The organism is Salmonella sp. SAL00670, assembly GCF_046552235.1.
GTDB lineage: Bacteria > Pseudomonadota > Gammaproteobacteria > Enterobacterales > Enterobacteriaceae > Salmonella > Salmonella enterica.
On the sequence record NZ_JBGDUO010000012.1, the window covers coordinates 32,784 to 54,244 of the forward strand.

Sequence of the window (21,461 nt, forward strand, 5' to 3'; positions counted from 1 at the left end):
TGATTTTCTCTATCGCAACTTCTATGAGGATTCATCATGACAAAGCGCATTAATAAAGACACTCAGGTCTGCATGTCCCTGGCTGCACGCCCAAGTAACTTCGGTACACGCTTTCACAACTATCTGTACGAAGCGCTGGATCTCAATTATCTCTACAAAGCTTTCTCGCCGACCGATCTTACGCAGGCCATTAGCGGCGTGCGCGGTCTGGGGATCCGTGGGTGCGCGATCTCTATGCCGTTTAAAGAAGCCTGCATTCCGCTGGTGGATGAACTGGATGCTTCTGCTCAGGCCATTCACTCAGTTAATACCATTGTGAATACCAATGGCCATCTGAAGGCGTACAACACCGATTACATTGCAATAGCTCGCTTGCTGGCGAATTACAAGGTCTCTCCCGACCTGGTGTTTGCTTTGCGTGGCAGCGGTGGTATGGCAAAGGCGGTGGCCTGCGCGCTGAAGGATGCGGGGTTTACCCGTGGTTATATTGTCGCGATTGATGAAGCGTCAGGTAAACAACTGGCTGAACTCTATGGCTATGAATGGCGCCCGGATACCGACGGTATTGAAGCTGATTTGTTAATTAACGCCACGCCTATCGGAATGGCTGGCGGTAATGATGCCGACAAACTTTCTTATTCCGAACAGGAAGTGGATAAGGCGAGCGTTATCTTTGATGTGGTGGCGCTACCGCCCGTCACGCCGCTGATCCGCTACGCCCGTGAACGCGGTAAAACCGTGATTACCGGTTCCGAAGTGTTTGCTATTCAGGCCGTGGAGCAATTTGTCCTTTATACCGGGATTCGCCCGGATGACGCGCTGTTCCAGAAAGCAGCGGCCTGGTCACGCCTGTAACATTTTTTCCCGCTTTTTCTTTAAATTAAAAGAACAGGGTACCCTACTATGACTAAAAAAATTGTTGCTGTGACGGCCTGTCCGACGGGCGTCGCCCATACTTTTATGGCGGCAGAAGCGTTGGAAATTGAAGCCCGCAAGCGTGGTGACTGGATCAAGGTTGAAACCCGCGGTTCCGTCGGGGCGAAGAACACGCTGACCGCGGAAGAGATAGCGCAGGCGGATGTGGTGATTATCGCGGCGGATATTGAACTGGATCTGTCAGGCTTTGTTGGCAAAAGACTCTATCGCACCAGTACCGGCGCGGCGCTAAAAAAGAGTGCGCAGGAAATGGATAATGCTTTCAATAGCGTCGAGGTCTATCAGGGGAGTGCCGGGCGCTCTTCTTCAGTTGGTAAAACAGAGCTACCTGGCGTTTATAAGCATTTAATGACCGGCGTATCCCATATGCTTCCTTTGGTGGTGGCGGGAGGATTGTGTATCGCGCTCTCTTTTGTCTTCGGTATCCAGGCCTTCAACGAGCCGGGCACGCTGGCGGCTGCGCTATTTCAAATTGGTGGTAAGGCGGCCTTTGCGCTGATGGTGCCGGTACTGGCTGGGTTTATTGCCTTCTCAATTGCCGATCGTCCGGGTCTGGCCCCGGGGCTTATTGGCGGGATGTTGGCCAGCCTGTGCGGTGCTGGTTTCCTGGGAGGGATTGTGGCCGGTTTTCTGGCCGGTTACAGCGTACGGTTTCTGGCGCAAAATATTAAGCTACCAGCGTCAATGGAAGCGCTTAAGCCGGTACTGGTTCTGCCGCTACTGTCTACGCTGGTTACCGGCCTTATCATGATTTACGTGGTGGGTGGCCCCGTTTCTGCGGTGATGGAAGGGCTGACGACGTTCCTGGGGAATATGACCTCTACGAATGCTATCTTGCTGGGAATGTTGCTGGGCGCAATGCAAGGTTTTGACCTTGGCGGGCCGGTGAATAAAGCTGCGTATACCTTCGGCGTCGGTTTACTGGCTTCTCATTCTTATATGCCAATGGCGGCCATTATGGCGGCAGGGATGGTACCGGCATTAGGAATGGGCGTCGCAACCTGGGCGGCCAGAGCGAAATTCAATGCCGCTGAGCATGAAGCGGGTAACGCATCCTTTATCCTGGGGCTGTGCTTTATCTCTGAAGGGGCGATTCCCTTCGCTGCGCGTGATCCTATGCGTGTGATCCCTTCCACGATGGTCGGTGGCGCAATCGCCGGGGGACTGTCCATGTATTTCGGTTGTACACTGATGGCGCCACACGGTGGCCTCTTTGTCCTGGCGATCCCACATGCGGTAGAACATGTGATGCAATATCTGTTCTCGATTGCCCTGGGCACGATTGTCTGCGGCCTGATGTATGCGCTGTTGAAACCGTCTGCGGTTGCGCAAACAGTCTAATTCATCTCCCCCTGCAGGCTGGTCTGGTGTCTCCCCGGGCCAGCTTTTTTTATTTCCATTGTCATCAAACCGTCATAATCAAGACATATAACTGTCATCAATTTGTCCTATTTTGCTCATCGTAGCAACTCAAACAACGATTTACCGAAACCGTGCAGGAGACATTATGAAAGTTATGCGTACCACTGTCGCAACTGTTGTCGCCGCGACCTTATCGATGAGCGCGTTCTCTGCCTTTGCAGCAGCAAGCCTGACAGGTGCCGGTGCAACGTTTCCTGCGCCGGTGTATGCCAAATGGGCGGATACCTACCAGAAAGAAACCGGTAACAAAGTCAATTACCAGGGGATAGGCTCTTCCGGCGGCGTGAAACAAATCACCGCGAATACCGTTGATTTTGGCGCTTCCGATGCGCCGCTGTCTGACGAAAAACTGAATCAGGAAGGCCTGTTCCAGTTTCCGACGGTGATCGGCGGCGTGGTGCTGGCGGTGAATATTCCAGGCCTCAAATCCGGTGAACTGGTGCTGGATGGTAAAACGCTGGGTGACATCTACCTCGGTAAAATCAAGAAGTGGGATGATGAAGCCATCACCAAACTGAACCCAGGCGTGAAGCTGCCCTCACAGAATATCGCTGTGGTGCGTCGCGCTGACGGTTCCGGTACCTCCTTCGTGTTCACCAGTTACCTGGCGAAAGTCAACGACGAGTGGAAATCGAAAGTGGGCGCGGGTTCTACCGTGAACTGGCCAACCGGTCTGGGCGGTAAAGGTAACGACGGCATCGCGGCATTTGTACAGCGTCTGCCAGGCGCTATCGGCTACGTTGAATACGCTTACGCTAAGCAGAACAACCTGGCCTACACCAAACTGGTTTCTGCCGACGGCAAACCGGTAAGCCCGACGGAAGAGAGCTTCTCTAATGCGGCGAAAGGCGCAGACTGGAGCAAAACCTTCGCGCAGGATCTGACCAACCAGAAAGGTGACGATGTGTGGCCAATCACCTCCACCACGTTTATCCTGGTCCACAAAGCGCAGAAGAAACCTGAGCAGGGTGCTGAAGTGTTGAAGTTCTTCGACTGGGCCTACAAAAATGGCGCTAAGCAGGCGAATGATCTGGACTACGCCAGCCTGCCGGATAACGTTGTTGAGCAGGTTCGTACCGCCTGGAAGACCAGTATAAAAGACAGCAACGGTAAGGCGCTGTATTAATTAACGAATTGGCGGATGGCGCTACGCTTATCCGCCCTACGGTTTCGACCGCAGGCCCACGTTGTAGGCCGGATAAGCGTAGCGCCATCCGGCAGGGGCAACGTCGTAAAACGCGTTTAATGGAAAGAGTAATTTATGGCTGCAACCAAGCCTGCTTTTAACCCGCCGGGTAAAAAAGGCGACATGATTTTCAGCGCGCTGGTAAAACTGGCTGCGCTGATTGTGCTATTGATGTTGGGCGGTATTATCGTCTCATTGATCATCTCCTCCTGGCCAAGTATTCAGAAATTTGGTTTCTCATTTCTTTGGACTAAGGAATGGGACGCGCCAAACGATATCTACGGCGCGCTGGTGCCCATTTACGGCACGCTGGTAACCTCCTTTATCGCACTGCTGATCGCCGTTCCGGTCAGTTTCGGCATTGCCCTGTTTTTAACCGAGCTGGCGCCAGGCTGGCTAAAGCGTCCGCTCGGCATCGCCATTGAACTGCTGGCGGCGATCCCCAGTATCGTGTACGGCATGTGGGGGCTGTTTATCTTCGCGCCGCTGTTTGCGACGTACTTCCAGGAGCCGGTCGGCAATATTCTTTCCAACATTCCGTTTGTCGGCGCGCTGTTCTCCGGCCCGGCGTTTGGTATCGGCATTCTGGCGGCGGGCGTCATCCTCGCCATCATGATCATCCCCTACATTGCGGCGGTTATGCGCGACGTCTTCGAGCAAACGCCGGTAATGATGAAAGAGTCCGCTTACGGTATCGGCTGTACTACCTGGGAAGTTATCTGGCGCATCGTGCTACCGTTCACCAAAAATGGCGTGATCGGCGGCATTATGCTGGGGCTGGGCCGTGCTCTGGGTGAAACGATGGCGGTCACTTTTATCATCGGCAATACCTACCAGCTCGACAGCGCGTCGCTGTATATGCCGGGCAACAGCATCACTTCCGCGCTGGCGAACGAATTCGCTGAGGCGGAATCGGGTCTGCACGTGGCAGCGTTGATGGAACTGGGGCTGATCCTGTTTGTGATCACCTTTATCGTCCTGGCGGCGTCTAAGTTCATGATTATGCGTCTGGCGAAGAACGAGGGAGCACGTTAATGGCTACGCTTGATATGCAGAACACCGCGCAGCTCGCGGAATCCCGTCGCAAGATGCAGGCGCGTCGCCGCATGAAGAACCGTATCGCACTAACGCTCTCAATGGCGACGATGGCATTTGGCCTGTTCTGGCTGATCTGGATTTTGATGTCCACCATCACGCGCGGCATTGATGGTATGTCGCTGGCGTTGTTTACCGAAATGACGCCGCCGCCGAACACGGCGGGCGGCGGGCTGGCGAACGCCCTGGCGGGGAGTGGATTGTTGATTCTCTGGGCTACCGTATTGGGTACGCCGCTGGGGATTATGGCCGGGATCTATCTGGCGGAGTATGGCCGTAAATCCTGGCTGGCGGAAATCATTCGTTTTATTAACGACATTCTGCTTTCCGCGCCGTCAATTGTTGTGGGGCTGTTTGTTTACACCATCGTGGTGGCGCAGATGCAGCACTTCTCCGGCTGGGCAGGGGTGATTGCGCTGGCGCTGTTGCAGGTGCCGATCGTTATCCGTACCACTGAAAACATGCTCAAGCTGGTACCGGATAGCCTGCGTGAAGCCGCTTATGCGCTGGGTACGCCGAAGTGGAAGATGATCTCCGCGATTACGCTGAAAGCCTCTATCTCCGGCATTATGACCGGTATTCTGCTGGCAATTGCCCGTATTGCCGGGGAAACGGCGCCATTGTTGTTTACCGCGCTCTCGAACCAGTTCTGGAGCACCGACATGATGCAGCCGATCGCCAACCTGCCGGTGACCATTTTTAAATTCGCGATGAGTCCGTTTGCCGAATGGCAACAATTAGCCTGGGCGGGCGTGCTGATTATTACCCTGTGCGTACTGCTGCTGAATATTCTGGCGCGTGTTGTTTTCGCGAAGAAAAAACACGGTTAAAGACATTGTAGGCCTGATAAGCGTAGCGCCATCAGGCATTATTTTACGGCGTGGCGGATGCGGCGCTGGATGAGGAAAAGAGTGAAATGAGTATGGTTGAAACTGCCCCGAGTAAGATTCAGGTTCGTGATTTGAACTTCTACTACGGCAAATTCCATGCCCTGAAGAACATTAATCTAGATATCGCGAAGAATCAGGTAACGGCATTTATCGGGCCATCCGGCTGCGGTAAATCAACGCTACTGCGTACCTTCAATAAAATGTATTCGCTTTATCCGGAGCAGCGCGCGGAAGGTGAAATTCTGCTGGATGGCGACAATATTCTCACCAACACCCAGGATATCGCGCTGCTGCGCGCAAAAGTGGGGATGGTATTCCAGAAGCCGACGCCGTTCCCGATGTCCATCTATGACAATATCGCCTTTGGCGTGCGTCTGTTTGAGAAGCTGTCTCGCGCCGATATGGACGAGCGCGTGCAGTGGGCGTTGACCAAAGCCGCATTATGGAACGAAACCAAAGATAAATTGCACCAGAGCGGGTACTCTCTCTCCGGTGGTCAGCAGCAGCGTCTGTGCATTGCGCGCGGTATCGCCATTCGCCCGGAAGTGCTGCTGCTGGATGAGCCATGTTCAGCTCTGGACCCGATCTCTACCGGGCGTATTGAAGAGCTGATCACCGAGCTGAAACAGGATTACACCGTGGTGATCGTGACCCACAACATGCAGCAGGCGGCACGTTGCTCCGATCATACGGCGTTTATGTACCTGGGCGAGTTGATTGAGTTCAGCAACACGGACGATCTGTTCACCAAGCCCGCGAAGAAACAAACAGAAGACTATATCACCGGTCGTTACGGTTAATTCAGGAGTGCGTAATGGACAGTCTGAACCTTAATAAACATATTTCCGGCCAGTTCAACGCCGAACTGGAAAGCATCCGCACTCAGGTAATGACCATGGGCGGCATGGTGGAGCAGCAGCTTTCTGACGCTATCACCGCTATGCACAACCAGGACAGCGAGCTGGCGAAGCGCGTGGTAGAAGGCGACCATCAGGTTAATATGATGGAAGTCGCCATCGATGAGGCCTGCGTGCGTATTATCGCCAAGCGCCAGCCGACGGCGAGCGATCTGCGCCTGGTGATGGCGATTATCAAAACCATCGCCGAACTGGAGCGCATTGGCGACGTGGCGGATAAAATCTGCCGTACCGCGCTGGAGAAATTCTCCCAGCAGCACCAGCCGCTGTTGGTGAGTCTGGAGTCACTGGGCCGCCACACCGTGCAGATGCTGCACGACGTGCTGGATGCGTTCGCGCGCATGGATCTCGATGAAGCGGTGCGTATCTATCGTGAAGATAAGAAAGTTGACCAGGAATATGAAGGCATCGTGCGTCAGCTGATGACCTACATGATGGAAGACTCGCGCACCATTCCCAGCGTGCTGACCGCGTTATTCTGCGCTCGTTCTATCGAGCGTATCGGCGACCGCTGCCAGAATATCTGCGAATACATCTTCTACTTCGTGAAGGGGCAGGATTTCCGTCACGTCGGCGGCGATGAGCTGGATAAACTGTTGGCGGGGAAAGATCCGAAAGAGTAAATCTCATTCTTTTGCCCGGTGGCGCTGCGCTTACCGGGCCTACAGGTACAGATGCTGTAGGCCGGATAAGCGTCAGCGCCATCCGGCATTTCAGTTAACGCGTAATCTCCCACCCGCGCGCTTTCCACAATCCCGGCAACTGCGCCAAATCGGTAAAAGTCGTCACGTTAGGGTGATCGATCGGCTTGTTATGCGGATCGGCGCAGAAATAAAACACTTCCATTCCCGCCGCAATTCCTGACTGCGCGCCTGCGCTGGAATCATCCACCAGAATACACTTCTCAACATTGACCTTCATGGCGTTCGCCGCATGGAGCATCAGCGCCGGATCGGGCTTCCAGCGTTGAATATCGTAACCGCTAAACAGCAAATCGGGAAAATAATGCAACATGCCCAGTTTACCCAGCGAATGCTGCATCTTACTGACCGGCCCGTTGGATACCACGCACATCGGCGTCTTAATGCTCTCCAGCAGGGTATTTGCGCCCGCGATCGCTTCCAGTTCGGTATCGAACAGACGCGCCACTTCCGCGCGGTACACCGGCTCCAGCTCCGCCTTTGCCAGCGCAACGCCATACTCTTTACTGATGGTATCGATAATTTCGTAGAGCTTTACGCCTTTAAAGCGTCTGAATACTTCCGTGAGCTCAAGCGTAATGCCGAACTGCCGGAACATAGTGACATAGGCGCGCGAGCAAATCACTTCACTGTCGACCAGCGTGCCGTCACAGTCAAAAAACACTGCTTCGATTTGGGACATGTCATTTCCATTTTAACAAGTTTAACGTTTACGTAATGCTGAATGAGGGGACGCAATCGTTGCCGTACTAACAAATTGAGTGAAAAAAATTACCACACAACTGCGCCAGGTGTCGCATTTTGGTATAGGATAACGGCGAATTTTCCCTCCTTTCTCCGGAAATTGATAATGAGTCAACAACACACCACCCAGGCTTCTGGTCAGGGTATGCTGGAACGCGTGTTTAAACTGCGCGAACATGGCACGACGGCACGAACCGAAGTGATCGCCGGTTTTACCACTTTCCTGACGATGGTTTATATCGTTTTTGTTAACCCGCAAATTCTGGGCGTAGCTGGCATGGACACCAGCGCCGTCTTTGTGACCACCTGTCTGATTGCGGCCTTTGGCAGTATTCTGATGGGTCTGTTCGCTAACCTGCCGGTGGCGCTGGCGCCCGCGATGGGGCTGAATGCGTTCTTTGCCTTCGTGGTTGTGCAGGCAATGGGACTGCCGTGGCAGGTAGGCATGGGCGCCATTTTCTGGGGCGCTGTTGGTCTTTTATTGCTGACTATCTTCCGCGTGCGTTACTGGATGATCGCCAACATTCCGGTCAGCCTGCGCGTGGGCATCACCAGCGGCATCGGCCTGTTTATCGGCATGATGGGGCTGAAAAACGCCGGCGTGATCGTCGCTAACCCGGAAACGCTGGTCAGCATCGGCAACCTGACTTCGCACAGCGTGCTGCTGGGGGTTCTCGGATTCTTTATTATTGCGATTCTCGCTTCGCGCAACATTCATGCGGCGGTGCTGGTGTCCATCATCGTCACGACGCTGCTTGGCTGGATAATGGGCGATGTGCACTACAACGGCATTGTCTCCGCGCCGCCAAGCGTCACCAGCGTGGTAGGGCATGTCGATTTGGCAGGCTCGTTCAATCTTGGCCTGGCGGGGGTTATTTTCTCCTTCATGCTGGTAAACCTGTTTGACTCCTCCGGTACGCTGATTGGCGTGACCGATAAAGCCGGCCTGGCGGATGAGAAAGGCAAATTCCCGCGCATGAAGCAGGCGCTGTTTGTTGATAGTATCTCTTCCGTCACTGGCGCATTTGTCGGAACCTCTTCTGTGACCGCTTATATTGAATCGTCTTCCGGCGTTTCGGTGGGCGGTCGCACCGGTTTGACGGCGGTAGTGGTCGGTATTTTGTTCCTGCTGGTTATCTTCCTGTCGCCGCTGGCGGGCATGGTGCCGCCTTACGCGGCGGCGGGCGCGCTGATTTACGTCGGCGTGCTGATGACCTCCAGCCTGGCGCGGGTAAACTGGCAGGATTTAACCGAATCGGTCCCGGCGTTTATTACGGCGGTAATGATGCCGTTTAGCTTCTCGATCACCGAAGGTATCGCGCTGGGCTTTATCTCTTACTGCGTGATGAAAATCGGTACCGGTCGCCTGCGCGACCTTAGCCCGTGCGTAGTGATTGTCGCGCTGTTATTTGTGCTGAAGATTGTGTTTATTGACGCACACTGATGAAATGAACCCTCGCCCCATCGGGGGGAGGGTTTTTAAATAACTTACGCTTTAACGCGCTGAATAAACTCGCCAAATGCGGTCAACTGACCGGTCAAATGATCTAACGTTCCCTGATCCACCACTTCTCCAGTCTGCGGGTCGACTTTGTTCTGAATCACGCCGCCCATAAATTCCGGTTTATTCATCACCATCGCATCAAGGAACACCAGAATCTGGCGCAGATGATACTGGCAGCGCGCGCCGCCAATCGCCCCCATTGAGCTGGTCTGGATAAGAACGGGCTTACCCGCCAGCGGCTGCTCAGGCAGACGGGATAGCCAGTCGATGGCATTCTTCAGGCCGCCGGGAACGGAATAGTTATATTCCGGCGTCACAATGACGACGCCGTCGGCGTTGCGAATCTGCTCCGCCAGCGCCTCTACGCTGGCTGGAAATCCCTCTTCCTGCTGGATATCGGCGTCATACAGCGGAATATCCCCGATCGAAGGCAGCGGCGATACTGTCATTCCTGCCGGCGCGACTTTAGGCAGCGTACGCGCCACCATCCCGTTAAAGGAACCTTTGCGTAAACTTCCCAGCAGTGTAACCACATTCAGCGTTTCAGACATACGTGCCCCTTTTTTCATTATGAACGATTAAGCGTATACGATTTGGCGGCGGGGAGTTGGGCGAATCGCATCAGACGACCGGTTGGCTCATTGGCGCGCGTCTGGATATCGGGCAGGCTTTTCCAGCCCAGTTTGCCATCGAACTCCCACACTTTTAATTTTTCTATCGCTGGCGTAACGGTTACGGACCATACCAGCACATCTTCCGCATCGCACACGGCTTCAAGCTGCGTGACATGCGCGCACTTCAGGCGTCCGGCAACGGGTAAAAGTTGCAGCTCCCGCGGATCGTCATTCATGACATCGCCGGTGAGTTTTAACACGCTCTGGCGCAATGTGATGAGTTGCGCTCGCGCTTCGTTGGGATCGTTTTGATTGGCTACCCATAAGTTTTCATTACGGGAGAAAGGGTGGCGTTCGAGCGAATGCGGATGGTGAAAGCCGCGGGAGGTGCGCTGTAATTCCATATCCAGCCCGCACTCTCCTTCGGTGGTCAACGCCACGCCAACCATATTTCCGGCATAGGAGATAGAAAAGCCTGGCAGATTTTTGTCACGAAACGCGGGTTTACCTTTCGCCTGAATAATGATTTCCGGCAGCTCGCCAATTCCGTACAGCATAAACATCAGTTCGGCAAGAAGGCCTCTGGAGGCGAGAAAACGCGTTCGTCGGTGAGCAGGCAGGTTTCTGGCTTCAATATGGCAAGACGAAGAGAGACGAATTGAAACCAACTGTCCCTCCGTAAGTATCCCTCTGGCAAAGTGAGTCGCCATTTTTCGCTCCGTGATTAATGGGCCGTGATAATGACGAGAGTAACATTAACGTAAATTATGGACAGGTTTTACGCGCTAAAAATTCAATTTCAGAAGGTTCTTTAATCAGACGGTGACATTTCTGGTAAGAGGAAGGTTAATTTATCAACGCAGGTGGTCAGATAAGGCGACGGCAGAGCGTGTTGATAGCCTGTCGTAGCCACACAATCTTGGGATTATGACTATTACGTTTGTGCCATAATAGGGTAAACGGCACCATCAGCTTTTCCCGCTGTTGCGCATCAAAAGGCAGGGGGCGCGCCACTAACGGTAGCTGGTGGAGCTGATTGTAGTGCTGGCAATAGCGCGGCGCGGTTGCTATCAGGGTGTGATCCGGCTGGGCGGCCATAAAGAGCGACTGCTCGAACCCCGGCAGGCTCAAGGCAATATGGCGTTTGCGTCCCATTTCTTGCAGGACATCATCCAGCGCCCAGGTATCGCTTTGCTCCCAGCAAATACTGATATGCGGGTAGCGCAGAAAAGTGTCCAGATCCCACGCTTCACGCAGTGCCGGATGATCTTCCCGCAGCCAGACCCACGGCAAATCGCTAAACAACACCTCAAAATCAATCGCGAGCGGCAACAGACTGAGCAATTCTCGCGAGCGGGGATGGCTTTCGCGTCCGGTAAATCCGATATCGACTTCCCCACGCGTAATCGCCTCCAGCGAGTCATAATCCCAGTTGCGAACCTTAATGGTAGCCTGCGGATAGCGCTGATAAATCTGCTGCGACAGTGAATTAAACATAATCATCATCAGCGGCGACTCTGCCGCCAACTCAAATTTTAAACCGCGCGGCGTTTGATGATGCGGCTTATCAAGCAGTTGATTCCCCATCTGCATCCAGTCCGCCAGACTTTGCTCCATACTGACCATCAGCGGCGTCGGCGCCAGGCCCAGCGGCGTATTGACGAACAGCGGATCGTCAAACCATGCCCGGAGTTTCGCCAGCGATTTGCTGACCGCCGAGGGCGTTACGTTCATCCGTTTTGCAGCTTTAGTGACGCTGCGCTCCTGCATGAGTAACTGTAGGCATAACAGCAAATTAAGGTCGAGATTGGTAAGGGATTTCTTCATGCTCGGCTACGGACCTGTTGGGCGTGACGGAGAAGATCAGCAGAATACTCACTATGCTACAACCAATCAGAATCCCGATCAGCATATTCATCGCGCTGATACCGAGTATTGCCGCCAGCCAAATCCACAGTGATGAACCGCAAACCTGCGCGATACCCAGCGTGGAACTGGCCACTCCGGCGCGCAGCGAAAACGGCCCCAGCGCCTGGCTCATCGCGACGCCAAAACCAACCGAGAATCCGGCGCAGATAAGCGTCAGGCCAAAGAGCGTGACGGTATTGGTATGAGCAAGGCTTAACGTCACGCCAGCCGTCAAAAACAGCCCCTGTGAGACGAGCATTAAGGTTCGCGGCTTAAATAACCCAAGCGCAAAAGGGGTGGAAAAAGAGACGACCATACTGACGCCTGCGGTGAGCGCCATGGTAATGGCATAGTCGCCACGGCTAAATCCCATCACCTCCATCAGCAGCACTGGAGAGGCATTGACGAAGGTCAGGATCACCGACACGCTAAGGGTGGTGATCGCCAGTCGACTAACGAAAAAACGGTTAACCAGCGACTCGGCGGCGGGCGACGATCGTGATAAATCGCGTGGAGCCAGCCTTGCCGGGCGCGTCTCGCGCAGGATAAACAGTGATAACAGGCCCACAATAATGCCCATCGCGGACATCGTATAGAACAGACTTTGCCAGGGGAAACGAAGCATAATCAAATGCCCCACCACCGGGGCGAGTACCGGCACAATACAGGTAATCCCATTCAATAATGACAGCACTTTCGCCCGGCGATGCTCGTCGAGCGTGTCGCGCAGAATGGCGAACGCCACCACATAGCAGCCGCCTGCGCCTACTCCCTGAAGAAAACGCCCACTCAGAAATAGCGAGCCTTCCGACGCCCGTGAACAAAGCAGTGAGGCCATCATAAAGACGAGCGCGCCGACGATCGCGACCGGCTTGCGGCCTGACTGGTCGGCTATCTTCCCGGCAAACAGCATGGCCGTCGCCATTCCGGCCAGGTAAACGGAGAAGGCGATATGCAACTGCGCCTCGCTGGCGTTCAGATCGGCGGCTATACGCGGTAAACCGACCAGATACATATCAATACCGGCAGGATAGAGTAAAACCAGGGCAAAACTACACAGTAGAAAACGTTTCATAGCGGCCTCACGAAAAGTGTGGCGCTAAGAATACGGGGCGACGTTGCGCGAGACGAGTTGCCATTTGGACAACAGTGATTTCCGCATGGGAAATCATTGCTGCCGGATGGCGGCATAAACGCCTTATCCGGCTTACGGGTTTTGTAGGCCCGGTAAGCATCGCGCCACCGGGCAACACAACGTTATTTGCCGATACAGAAGCTGGAGAAAATCCGTCCCAGCAGGTCGTCGGAGGTAAACTCGCCGGTAATCTCGCTTAAGCTTTGCTGCGCCAGGCGCAACTCTTCCGCCAGCAGCTCCCCCGCCCATGCGCCTAATAACTGCGCTTTGCCCTGCTCAAGATGTTCAGCGGCTTCCGCCAGCGCCTGTAGGTGACGGCGGCGGGCCAGGAAGCCGCCTTCCATATTGGTATCAAACCCCATGCTTTGCTTGAGGTGGTTACGCAACACGTCGACGCCTTCGCCGGTACGCGCCGAGAGGCGAACCAGTGAGTGACCGTTTACTTCACTAATACCCAGCGTTTCGCCGGTGATATCCGCCTTGTTACGTACCACGGTAATCGGTAGATTTTTGGGCAGACGGGCGATAAAGTCCGGCCAGATGTCGGCAGGGTCAACGGCGTCCGTCGTGGTGCCATCCACCATAAACAGCACGCGATCGGCCTGTTCAATCTCCTGCCAGGCGCGTTCGATGCCGATACGCTCAACTTCGTCGCTGGCGTCGCGCAGTCCGGCGGTATCGATGATATGCAGCGGCATCCCGTCGATGTGAATATGCTCGCGCAACACGTCGCGCGTGGTGCCGGCGATATCGGTAACAATGGCCGCTTCACGGCCTGCCAGCGCATTCAGCAGGCTGGATTTCCCGGCATTCGGGCGTCCGGCAATCACTACCTTCATCCCTTCGCGCAGCAGGCTGCCCTGGCGCGCTTCGGTGCGCACGGCGTCAAGATCGGCGATGACACCATTGAGCTGCGCTTCGATTTTGCCGTCAGAGAGAAAGTCGATCTCCTCATCCGGAAAATCGATAGCCGCTTCGACGTAGATTCGCAGGTGAGTAAGTGCTTCCACAAGGTGGTTAACGCGGGCGGAAAATGCCCCCTGTAACGAGTTTAGCGCCGAACGCGCCGCCTGTTCGGAACTGGCATCGATCAGGTCGGCAATGGCTTCCGCCTGGGCTAAATCGAGCTTATCGTTGAGGAACGCTCGCTCGGAGAACTCGCCCGGTCGGGCAATGCGCACGCCTGGAAGCGTCAGGATACGTTTTAACAGCAGGTCCAGAATCACCGGACCGCCGTGCCCTTGTAGCTCCAGCACATCTTCACCGGTGAAGGAGTTCGGGCCGGGGAACCACAGCGCAATACCCTGATCCAGCGCGCTGCCGTCAACGTCTTTAAACGGCAGGTAGTCGGCATAGCGCGGCTTCGGCAGCTTGCCCAGCACCTCTTGCGCAACGTCGCGCGCCTTCAGACCGGAAATACGCAGGATACCCACGCCACCGCGTCCCGGTGGGGTTGCCTGGGCGACGATAGTGTCGTTATGGCTCATGGTTAGTCTCAACTTTGTTGCAATAAAAAAAGGCGGTCATATGACCGCCTTTTGATTGTAGGCCTGATAAGCGTTAGCGCCATCAGGCTGACCGGCGTGCCTTGCCGGATGGCGGCTTCGCCTTATCCGGCCTACACCGAATCAGGATTTTTTCTTCTCGCGGCTATGCAGGCCACGCTTCTCCAGACCACGGTAAATCAGCTGCTGCTGAATGATGGTGACCAGGTTGCTGACGATATAGTACAGCACCAGACCTGACGGGAACCACAGGAAGAACACCGTAAAGATGACCGGCATAAAGGTCATGATCTTCTGCTGCATCGGGTCGGTCACGGTGGTCGGCGACATCTTCTGAATGAAGAACATCGTTACGCCCATCAGGATCGGCAGAATGTAGTACGGGTCCTGTGCGGACAGGTCATGAATCCACAGCGCGAACGGCGCATGACGCAGTTCAATGGAACCCATCAGCATGTAGTACAACGCCAGGAAGATAGGCATCTGGATGATCAGCGGGAAGCAGCCGCCCAGCGGGTTAACCTTCTCCGCTTTGTACAGGGCCATCATCTCCTGGCTTTGGCGCTGTTTATCATCGCCAAGACGTTCGCGCATCGCCTGAATTTTCGGCTGCAGCATACGCATCTTCGCCATTGACGTGTACTGCGCTTTGGTCAGCGGGTACATGATACCGCGAACGATAAAGGTAATGATGATAATGGAGAAGCCCCAGTTGCCCACAAAGCTGTGGATCCACTTCAGCAACTTGAACAGCGGCTGAGAGATGAACCACAACCAACCGTAGTCCACGGTCAAATCCAGGTGCGGTGCAACAGCCGCCATTTTATCCTGAATTTCCGGGCCGACCCACAGGGTGCTGGTCATCGCGCCAGTCTGGCCTGGCTGTACCAGTACCGGCTGCGCTTTATAGCCGATAGCGACAATGCCGTTACCCAGATTAGCGGTGTAGAAATTGTTGGTGCCGTCGTTACGCGGAATCCATGCGGTAGCGAAATACTGTTGCAACATTGCCACCCAACCGCCTTTGGAGCTGACGTTGAGGTTTTCGTTATCGGCAATGGTGTCGAATTTGTATTTCTCATACTTCTCATCCGGCGTGGAGTACGCTGCGCCGCGGAACGTATGCAGCGCAAAGTTGCTGCTGCCGGTGTCGCGATGAGGAGGCAGGTTGACGGATTGTTTTAACTGACCAAAGGTGGAGACTTCCAGCGGTTTTTCGCCGGCGTTCTGCACGCTATAGTTCACGTTAACCGCATAATCGCCACGCTTAAAGACAAACGTTTTGGTAAACGTGTTGCCTGCGGCGTCAGTATAAGTCATCGGAACCTGCAGTTCGTTCTGACCGTCGGCCAGTACAAACGCCTCTTTCTCGACGTTGTACAGCGGACGCGGGCCGTTCGCCGGGTTATCCGGGCCGTCGCGGCCTGTCAGGCCGCTTTGCGCCTGATAGATAAACTGCGGGGTGGTTTCCAGCAGCTGGAACGGTTCGTTGGAACCCAGTTCTTTCGGGTAAGCCGGGAGCAAGGCCTGCTCGACATCACCACCACGGGTGTTGATAGTCAAATCAAGCACATCGGTTTTCACCGTAATCATTTTCCCCTGGCCACTGGCCGGTACGCCCTGGTCGGCGGCGCTACCCGCTGCGGTGGTCGTTGTCTGCGTGGTCTGTTGAGTCTGAGGTTGCGGATTTTTATCCTGCTCCCAGGCTTGCCAGATCATGAAAGACACGAACAGCAAAGCGATGACTAAAAGATTGCGTTGCGAATCCATCGTTAGTGTTCTCTGGTATCAAATGGTCCGGGCGGGACGGGATCGTCACCACCAGGGTGTAAAGGGTGGCATTTTAATACGCGTTTCACCGTCAACCAACTGCCTTTTATCACTCCAAACCTGCGCAATGCCTCAATTCCGTAGCTTGAGCACGTTGGCGTGAAACGACAATGCGGCCCAAGCAGCGGACTGATCAGGCGTTGATAGACCCGAATAAGGGCTATCAGGACCCGCGAGCCAGGCGACAGTGGCGGCGCCATAATTTTTCCAACGCTTCCGAGAGAGCACGGTTATCGAGGTCGGCAACCCCTTTTTTCGCCACCACCACGAAATCCATTGCAGGAAGTTCATGCTGGCGCAGACGGAAGCTTTCACGCGTCAGACGTTTAATCCGGTTGCGTTCATGCGCACGTCGAACATTTTTCTTGGCGACGGTAAGACCGATACGGGGATGCCCCAGCGAATTCAGGCGGCCGAGGATGGTGATTTGCGGCGTGCCAGCCCGTTGAGGTTGCTGGAAGACGAATGTGAAATGAGCGGGAGTTAACAAACGTAACTCCCTGGGAAATGCGAGCTTAACCACTCAGGGGTTAGCTTTATTACTTGGAAACGGTCAGACGAGCGCGGCCTTTAGCACGACGACGTGCCAGAACCTGACGACCATTTTTAGTAGCCATACGAGCACGGAAGCCGTGAGAACGGTTGCGCTTCAGTACAGACGGTTGAAAAGTGCGTTTCATGGCGATTTCTACCTAAACTTGAATAAATTCACTGACTTTTGCGTATACCCGAACAAACTTTGAACGACTTACGCCACAGTGTGGGTGATTAAAGAGGCCGGATTGTAATAATTGTACACTCCGGAGTCAATTCTCTTTCCTTATTTTCCCGCGATTTTCCACGCCTTTTTGTGCGGAAAATAAGCAGCGTTGACGCCATATGACGGGCATTGCGCGACGGGTGGAGAATTATACGGACTGCCAGGTAAAGCGCAAGGATCGCCCTGGATCTTTATGCGATCTTTTAGGCGTCTGCTCACCTTTACCTATTAATTTTTTCAATATGCGCGCGAAAGCGTACAAGAGTTCCCCAGGATCGATTACACTTATCCTTTCCTGGAAAGTCCTGTGGATAAATCGGGAAGAATCTGTGAGAAACAGAAGATCTCTTGCTCAGTTTAGGCTATGATCCGCGGTCCTGATCGTTTCAAACGATCCTGGTCAGGCATGAACACGAAATCTTTCAGACTGCGTGAAGTCGCGATCGTTTGAAAGATCCGTGAAAACCGCAGACAGCGGTTCGTGCGTCACCCTTCATGCAGGGTCTTATCGACGTGCGCCAACAATCATTAATGTATCAGCCTTTGTCATTTATCGACTTTTGTTCGAGTGGAGTCCGCCGTGTCACTTTCGCTTTGGCAGCAGTGTCTTGCCCGATTGCAGGATGAGTTACCAGCCACAGAATTCAGTATGTGGATACGCCCGTTGCAGGCGGAACTGAGCGATAACACGCTGGCTTTGTATGCGCCAAACCGTTTTGTGCTCGATTGGGTAAGAGATAAGTACCTCAACAATATCAATGGATTACTCAACACATTCTGCGGCGCGGATGCCCCACAACTGCGTTTTGAAGTGGGAACAAAGCCCGTTACGCAAACGCTAAAAACGCCTGTGCATAACGTTGTCGCACCTGCGCAGACAACGACGGCGCAGCCGCAGCGCGTAGCGCCTGCGGCCCGTTCGGGCTGGGATAACGTACCAGCGCCGGCGGAGCCGACCTACCGCTCCAACGTCAATGTTAAACATACATTTGATAACTTCGTCGAAGGTAAATCCAACCAACTGGCGCGCGCGGCGGCACGTCAGGTGGCGGATAATCCTGGCGGCGCTTATAACCCGTTATTCCTCTATGGCGGCACCGGTCTGGGTAAAACTCACCTGCTGCACGCGGTGGGTAACGGCATTATGGCGCGCAAACCCAACGCGAAAGTCGTGTATATGCACTCCGAGCGCTTTGTGCAGGACATGGTAAAAGCCCTGCAAAATAACGCCATCGAAGAGTTTAAACGCTACTACCGCTCCGTTGACGCATTGCTGATCGACGATATTCAATTCTTCGCCAATAAAGAACGATCCCAGGAAGAGTTTTTCCATACCTTTAACGCTCTGCTGGAAGGCAATCAGCAGATCATTTTGACGTCGGATCGCTATCCGAAAGAGATCAACGGCGTTGAGGATCGTCTCAAGTCCCGCTTTGGTTGGGGGCTGACAGTGGCGATCGAACCGCCAGAACTGGAAACCCGCGTGGCGATCCTGATGAAAAAAGCGGACGAAAATGATATTCGTCTGCCAGGCGAAGTAGCGTTCTTTATCGCCAAACGTCTACGCTCTAACGTGCGTGAACTGGAAGGCGCGTTGAACCGGGTGATTGCCAATGCCAACTTTACCGGCCGGGCGATTACTATCGACTTTGTGCGCGAAGCGCTGCGCGATTTACTGGCGTTGCAGGAAAAACTGGTCACCATCGACAATATTCAGAAGACGGTGGCCGAGTATTACAAAATCAAAATTGCGGATCTGCTTTCTAAGCGTCGATCTCGCTCGGTAGCACGTCCGCGCCAGATGGCTATGGCGCTGGCAAAAGAGCTCACCAACCACAGTCTGCCGGAAATCGGCGATGCGTTTGGCGGGCGCGACCACACTACCGTACTTCATGCCTGTCGTAAAATTGAGCAACTGCGTGAAGAAAGCCACGATATCAAAGAAGATTTTTCGAATTTAATCAGAACATTGTCGTCGTGATCCTATGAAATTTACCGTTGAACGTGAACATTTATTAAAACCGCTTCAGCAGGTCAGCGGCCCGCTGGGCGGCCGTCCTACGCTGCCGATTCTCGGTAACCTGCTCCTCCAGGTAGCGGACGGTACGCTTTCTCTGACCGGCACCGATCTTGAAATGGAGATGGTCGCGCGCGTTACGCTTTCTCAGCCGCATGAGCCAGGCGCCACTACCGTGCCGGCGCGGAAATTCTTTGATATCTGCCGCGGCCTGCCGGAGGGCGCGGAGATTGCCGTTCAGTTGGAAGGCGATCGGATGCTGGTGCGTTCTGGCCGTAGCCGCTTCTCGCTGTCTACGCTGCCTGCCGCCGATTTCCCGAATCTTGACGACTGGCAAAGCGAAGTTGAATTTACGCTGCCGCAGGCCACGATGAAGCGCCTGATTGAATCGACCCAGTTTTCGATGGCCCATCAGGATGTGCGCTACTACTTAAACGGTATGCTGTTTGAAACGGAAGGTAGCGAACTGCGCACTGTCGCGACCGACGGCCACCGTCTGGCGGTGTGCTCAATGCCGCTGGAAGCGTCTTTACCCAGCCACTCGGTGATTGTGCCGCGTAAAGGCGTGATTGAACTGATGCGTATGCTCGACGGCGGCGAAAACCCGCTGCGCGTGCAGATTGGCAGTAATAATATCCGCGCGCACGTCGGCGACTTTATCTTTACCTCGAAGCTGGTGGATGGTCGCTTCCCGGATTACCGTCGCGTTCTGCCGAAGAATCCGGATAAACATCTGGAAGCGGGCTGCGATATCCTCAAGCAGGCGTTTGCCCGCGCAGCAATCCTCTCGAATGAGAAATTCCGCGGCGTGCGTCTGTACGTCAGTGAGAATCAGCTCAAAATCACCGCCAATAACCCGGAACAGGAAGAAGCGGAAGAGATTCTGGACGTGAGCTACGGCGGGACGGAGATGGAAATCGGCTTTAACGTCAGTTACGTGCTGGACGTGCTCAATGCGCTGAAGTGCGAAACCGTGCGCATTATGCTGACGGATTCCGTATCCAGCGTACAGATTGAGGATGCGGCGTCACAGAGTGCTGCCTACGTTGTTATGCCAATGAGGCTGTAGAATCTGAAAAGGGGCTGGTTTACTTGCCATTTCGCCTCCCGGCAGTGCTCGAAATGCTCACGTACTTCGTGTACGCTCCGCTTTCTGCGCGCTGGCGGTAGACGAACTGGCTGCGACACACACGCCCCTGGACGAATGTACTAATATATGTCACTGACGCGCCTTTTAATCAAAGACTTCCGCAACATAGAAAATGCGGATCTCGCTTTATCCCCCGGCTTTAACTTCCTGGTTGGCGCCAACGGCAGCGGCAAAACCAGCGTGCTGGAAGCTATCTATACGCTTGGCCATGGTCGGGCGTTTCGCAGTTTGCAGCCTGGCCGCGTGATTCGTCATGAGCAGGAAGCGTTTGTTCTTCACGGGCGATTACAGAGCGAAGAGCGTGAGACGTCGATTGGCTTAACCAAAGATAAGCAGGGCGACAGCAAGGTCCGTATCGACGGTACCGACGGTCACAAGATCGCGGAGCTGGCGCATTTAATGCCGATGCAGTTGATTACGCCGGAGGGGTTTACTTTACTCAACGGCGGCCCCAAATACAGAAGAGCGTTCCTTGACTGGGGATGCTTTCACAACGAAGCCGGATTCTTCACCGCCTGGAGCAACCTGAAACGATTGCTGAAACAGCGTAATGCCGCGCTGCGCCAGGTGAGTCGTTATGAGCAATTGCGCCCGTGGGATAAAGAGCTGATTCCGCTGGCGGAACAAATTAGTACCTGGCGGGCGGAGTACAGTAGCGCTATCGCACAGGACATGGCGGATACCTGTCAGCAGTTTTTACCTGAATTTTCCCTGACGTTCTCTTTCCAGCGCGGCTGGGAGAAAGAGACAGACTATGCGGACGTGCTGGAGCGAAGCTTTGAGCGTGACCGTATGTTGACCTACACCGCGCACGGGCCGCATAAAGCGGACTTTCGCATTCGCGCCGACGGCGCGCCGGTGGAAGATACCCTGTCGCGCGGGCAGCTAAAGTTATTGATGTGCGCCTTACGTCTGGCGCAGGGCGAGTTCCTCACCCGCGAAAGCGGGCGGCGCTGCCTGTACCTGATAGATGATTTTGCCTCTGAACTTGACGATGCGCGTCGCGGACTGCTGGCCAGCCGCTTAAAAGCCACGCAATCGCAGGTCTTTGTCAGCGCAATTAGCGCTGAACACGTTATAGACATGTCGGATGAAAATTCGAAGATGTTTACCGTGGAAAAGGGTAAAATAACGGATTAACCCAAGA

Annotated in this window: 21 protein-coding genes; 11 read left to right on the forward strand and 10 right to left on the reverse strand. The window is 54.4% G+C overall.

What is annotated here, in order from left to right; translation table 11 throughout:
- Positions 1 to 36: 36 nt before the first annotated feature.
- The 7 genes from ACLJRS_RS22615 to phoU all read left to right on the forward strand — a co-directional run bounded on the left by ACLJRS_RS22615 (position 37) and on the right by phoU (position 7,069).
- Positions 37 to 855 carry a shikimate 5-dehydrogenase gene (locus ACLJRS_RS22615; protein ID WP_000166709.1) on the forward strand — a complete coding sequence of 273 codons (819 nt, stop codon included), beginning with the start codon at positions 37 to 39 and terminating at the stop codon, positions 853 to 855.
- Between the two features lie 48 nt (positions 856 to 903).
- Positions 904 to 2,277, forward strand: coding sequence for a fructose-specific PTS transporter subunit EIIC (locus ACLJRS_RS22620; RefSeq protein ID WP_000162556.1), 1,374 nt, complete (start codon positions 904 to 906; stop codon positions 2,275 to 2,277).
- A gap of 166 nt (positions 2,278 to 2,443) precedes the next feature.
- On the forward strand, positions 2,444 to 3,484 hold the full coding sequence (gene pstS, locus ACLJRS_RS22625; protein WP_000867131.1) for a phosphate ABC transporter substrate-binding protein PstS: 1,041 nt from the start codon (positions 2,444 to 2,446) through the stop codon (positions 3,482 to 3,484).
- Between the two features lie 135 nt (positions 3,485 to 3,619).
- Positions 3,620 to 4,579 carry a phosphate ABC transporter permease PstC gene (gene pstC, locus ACLJRS_RS22630; RefSeq protein WP_000741630.1) on the forward strand — a complete coding sequence of 320 codons (960 nt, stop codon included), beginning with the start codon at positions 3,620 to 3,622 and terminating at the stop codon, positions 4,577 to 4,579.
- Complete coding sequence (gene pstA / locus ACLJRS_RS22635) at positions 4,579 to 5,469, forward strand: phosphate ABC transporter permease PstA (RefSeq protein ID WP_000212197.1); 891 nt, start codon at positions 4,579 to 4,581, stop codon at positions 5,467 to 5,469. Before pstC ends, pstA begins: the two co-directional genes overlap by 1 nt.
- 86 nt (positions 5,470 to 5,555) lie before the next feature.
- Positions 5,556 to 6,329, forward strand: a complete 774-nt coding sequence (pstB, locus tag ACLJRS_RS22640; protein ID WP_000063118.1) for a phosphate ABC transporter ATP-binding protein PstB — start codon at positions 5,556 to 5,558, stop codon at positions 6,327 to 6,329.
- A gap of 14 nt (positions 6,330 to 6,343) precedes the next feature.
- A complete protein-coding gene (phoU, locus tag ACLJRS_RS22645) occupies positions 6,344 to 7,069 on the forward strand; it encodes a phosphate signaling complex protein PhoU (RefSeq protein ID WP_000377800.1) in 726 nt (241 codons plus the stop codon).
- A gap of 94 nt (positions 7,070 to 7,163) precedes the next feature.
- On the opposite strand, the gene yieH is transcribed toward phoU, so the two are convergent.
- Positions 7,164 to 7,829 carry a 6-phosphogluconate phosphatase gene (gene yieH, locus ACLJRS_RS22650; RefSeq protein ID WP_000078086.1) on the reverse strand — a complete coding sequence of 222 codons (666 nt, stop codon included), beginning with the start codon at positions 7,827 to 7,829 and terminating at the stop codon, positions 7,164 to 7,166.
- Positions 7,830 to 7,997: 168 nt separating this feature from the next.
- On the opposite strand from yieH, the gene adeP reads away from it, so the two are divergent.
- Positions 7,998 to 9,335 (forward strand): adenine permease AdeP, encoded by a 1,338-nt coding sequence (gene adeP, locus ACLJRS_RS22655; RefSeq protein WP_001583487.1) that lies wholly within the window; start codon positions 7,998 to 8,000, stop codon positions 9,333 to 9,335.
- 44 nt (positions 9,336 to 9,379) lie between these two features.
- Here adeP and ACLJRS_RS22660 read toward each other — a convergent pair whose 3' ends face one another.
- The 9 genes from ACLJRS_RS22660 to rpmH form a co-directional block, all read right to left on the reverse strand.
- Positions 9,380 to 9,964 carry an NADPH-dependent FMN reductase gene (locus ACLJRS_RS22660; RefSeq protein WP_001527038.1) on the reverse strand — a complete coding sequence of 195 codons (585 nt, stop codon included), beginning with the start codon at positions 9,962 to 9,964 and terminating at the stop codon, positions 9,380 to 9,382.
- Positions 9,964 to 10,719 carry a 4'-phosphopantetheinyl transferase family protein gene (locus ACLJRS_RS22665; RefSeq protein ID WP_000190676.1) on the reverse strand — a complete coding sequence of 252 codons (756 nt, stop codon included), beginning with the start codon at positions 10,717 to 10,719 and terminating at the stop codon, positions 9,964 to 9,966. The genes ACLJRS_RS22660 and ACLJRS_RS22665 overlap by 1 nt, the downstream gene beginning before the upstream one ends.
- A 157-nt stretch (positions 10,720 to 10,876) precedes the next feature.
- On the reverse strand, positions 10,877 to 11,836 hold the full coding sequence (yidZ, locus tag ACLJRS_RS22670) for an HTH-type transcriptional regulator YidZ (RefSeq protein WP_000749365.1): 960 nt from the start codon (positions 11,834 to 11,836) through the stop codon (positions 10,877 to 10,879).
- Positions 11,805 to 12,992, reverse strand: coding sequence for an MFS transporter (locus ACLJRS_RS22675; protein WP_000819615.1), 1,188 nt, complete (start codon positions 12,990 to 12,992; stop codon positions 11,805 to 11,807). Before ACLJRS_RS22675 ends, yidZ begins: the two co-directional genes overlap by 32 nt.
- Before the next feature lie 182 nt (positions 12,993 to 13,174).
- Complete coding sequence (gene mnmE / locus ACLJRS_RS22680; RefSeq protein WP_000019081.1) at positions 13,175 to 14,539, reverse strand: tRNA uridine-5-carboxymethylaminomethyl(34) synthesis GTPase MnmE; 1,365 nt, start codon at positions 14,537 to 14,539, stop codon at positions 13,175 to 13,177.
- A 141-nt stretch (positions 14,540 to 14,680) separates the two neighbouring features.
- Positions 14,681 to 16,327, reverse strand: coding sequence for a membrane protein insertase YidC (yidC, locus tag ACLJRS_RS22685; RefSeq protein WP_000378281.1), 1,647 nt, complete (start codon positions 16,325 to 16,327; stop codon positions 14,681 to 14,683).
- A 2-nt stretch (positions 16,328 to 16,329) separates the two neighbouring features.
- Positions 16,330 to 16,587 (reverse strand): membrane protein insertion efficiency factor YidD, encoded by a 258-nt coding sequence (gene yidD / locus ACLJRS_RS22690; RefSeq protein WP_001307474.1) that lies wholly within the window; start codon positions 16,585 to 16,587, stop codon positions 16,330 to 16,332.
- Entirely contained in the window at positions 16,551 to 16,910 is a 360-nt protein-coding gene (gene rnpA / locus ACLJRS_RS22695; protein ID WP_000239725.1) for a ribonuclease P protein component, read from the reverse strand. The genes yidD and rnpA overlap by 37 nt, the downstream gene beginning before the upstream one ends.
- A gap of 16 nt (positions 16,911 to 16,926) precedes the next feature.
- Complete coding sequence (rpmH, locus tag ACLJRS_RS22700) at positions 16,927 to 17,067, reverse strand: 50S ribosomal protein L34 (RefSeq protein WP_000831330.1); 141 nt, start codon at positions 17,065 to 17,067, stop codon at positions 16,927 to 16,929.
- A gap of 660 nt (positions 17,068 to 17,727) precedes the next feature.
- Here rpmH and dnaA point away from each other — a divergent pair.
- The 3 genes from dnaA to recF all read left to right on the forward strand — a co-directional run bounded on the left by dnaA (position 17,728) and on the right by recF (position 21,454).
- The gene (gene dnaA / locus ACLJRS_RS22705) at positions 17,728 to 19,128 is read left to right on the forward strand and encodes a chromosomal replication initiator protein DnaA (RefSeq protein WP_000059093.1); all 1,401 of its coding nucleotides are present in this window, start codon (positions 17,728 to 17,730) and stop codon (positions 19,126 to 19,128) included.
- 4 nt (positions 19,129 to 19,132) lie between these two features.
- Positions 19,133 to 20,233, forward strand: a complete 1,101-nt coding sequence (gene dnaN / locus ACLJRS_RS22710) for a DNA polymerase III subunit beta (protein ID WP_000673478.1) — start codon at positions 19,133 to 19,135, stop codon at positions 20,231 to 20,233.
- A 147-nt stretch (positions 20,234 to 20,380) separates the two neighbouring features.
- Positions 20,381 to 21,454: a DNA replication/repair protein RecF gene (recF, locus tag ACLJRS_RS22715; RefSeq protein WP_000060085.1), complete on the forward strand. Its 1,074-nt coding sequence runs from the start codon at positions 20,381 to 20,383 to the stop codon at positions 21,452 to 21,454.
- Positions 21,455 to 21,461: the final 7 nt, after the last annotated feature.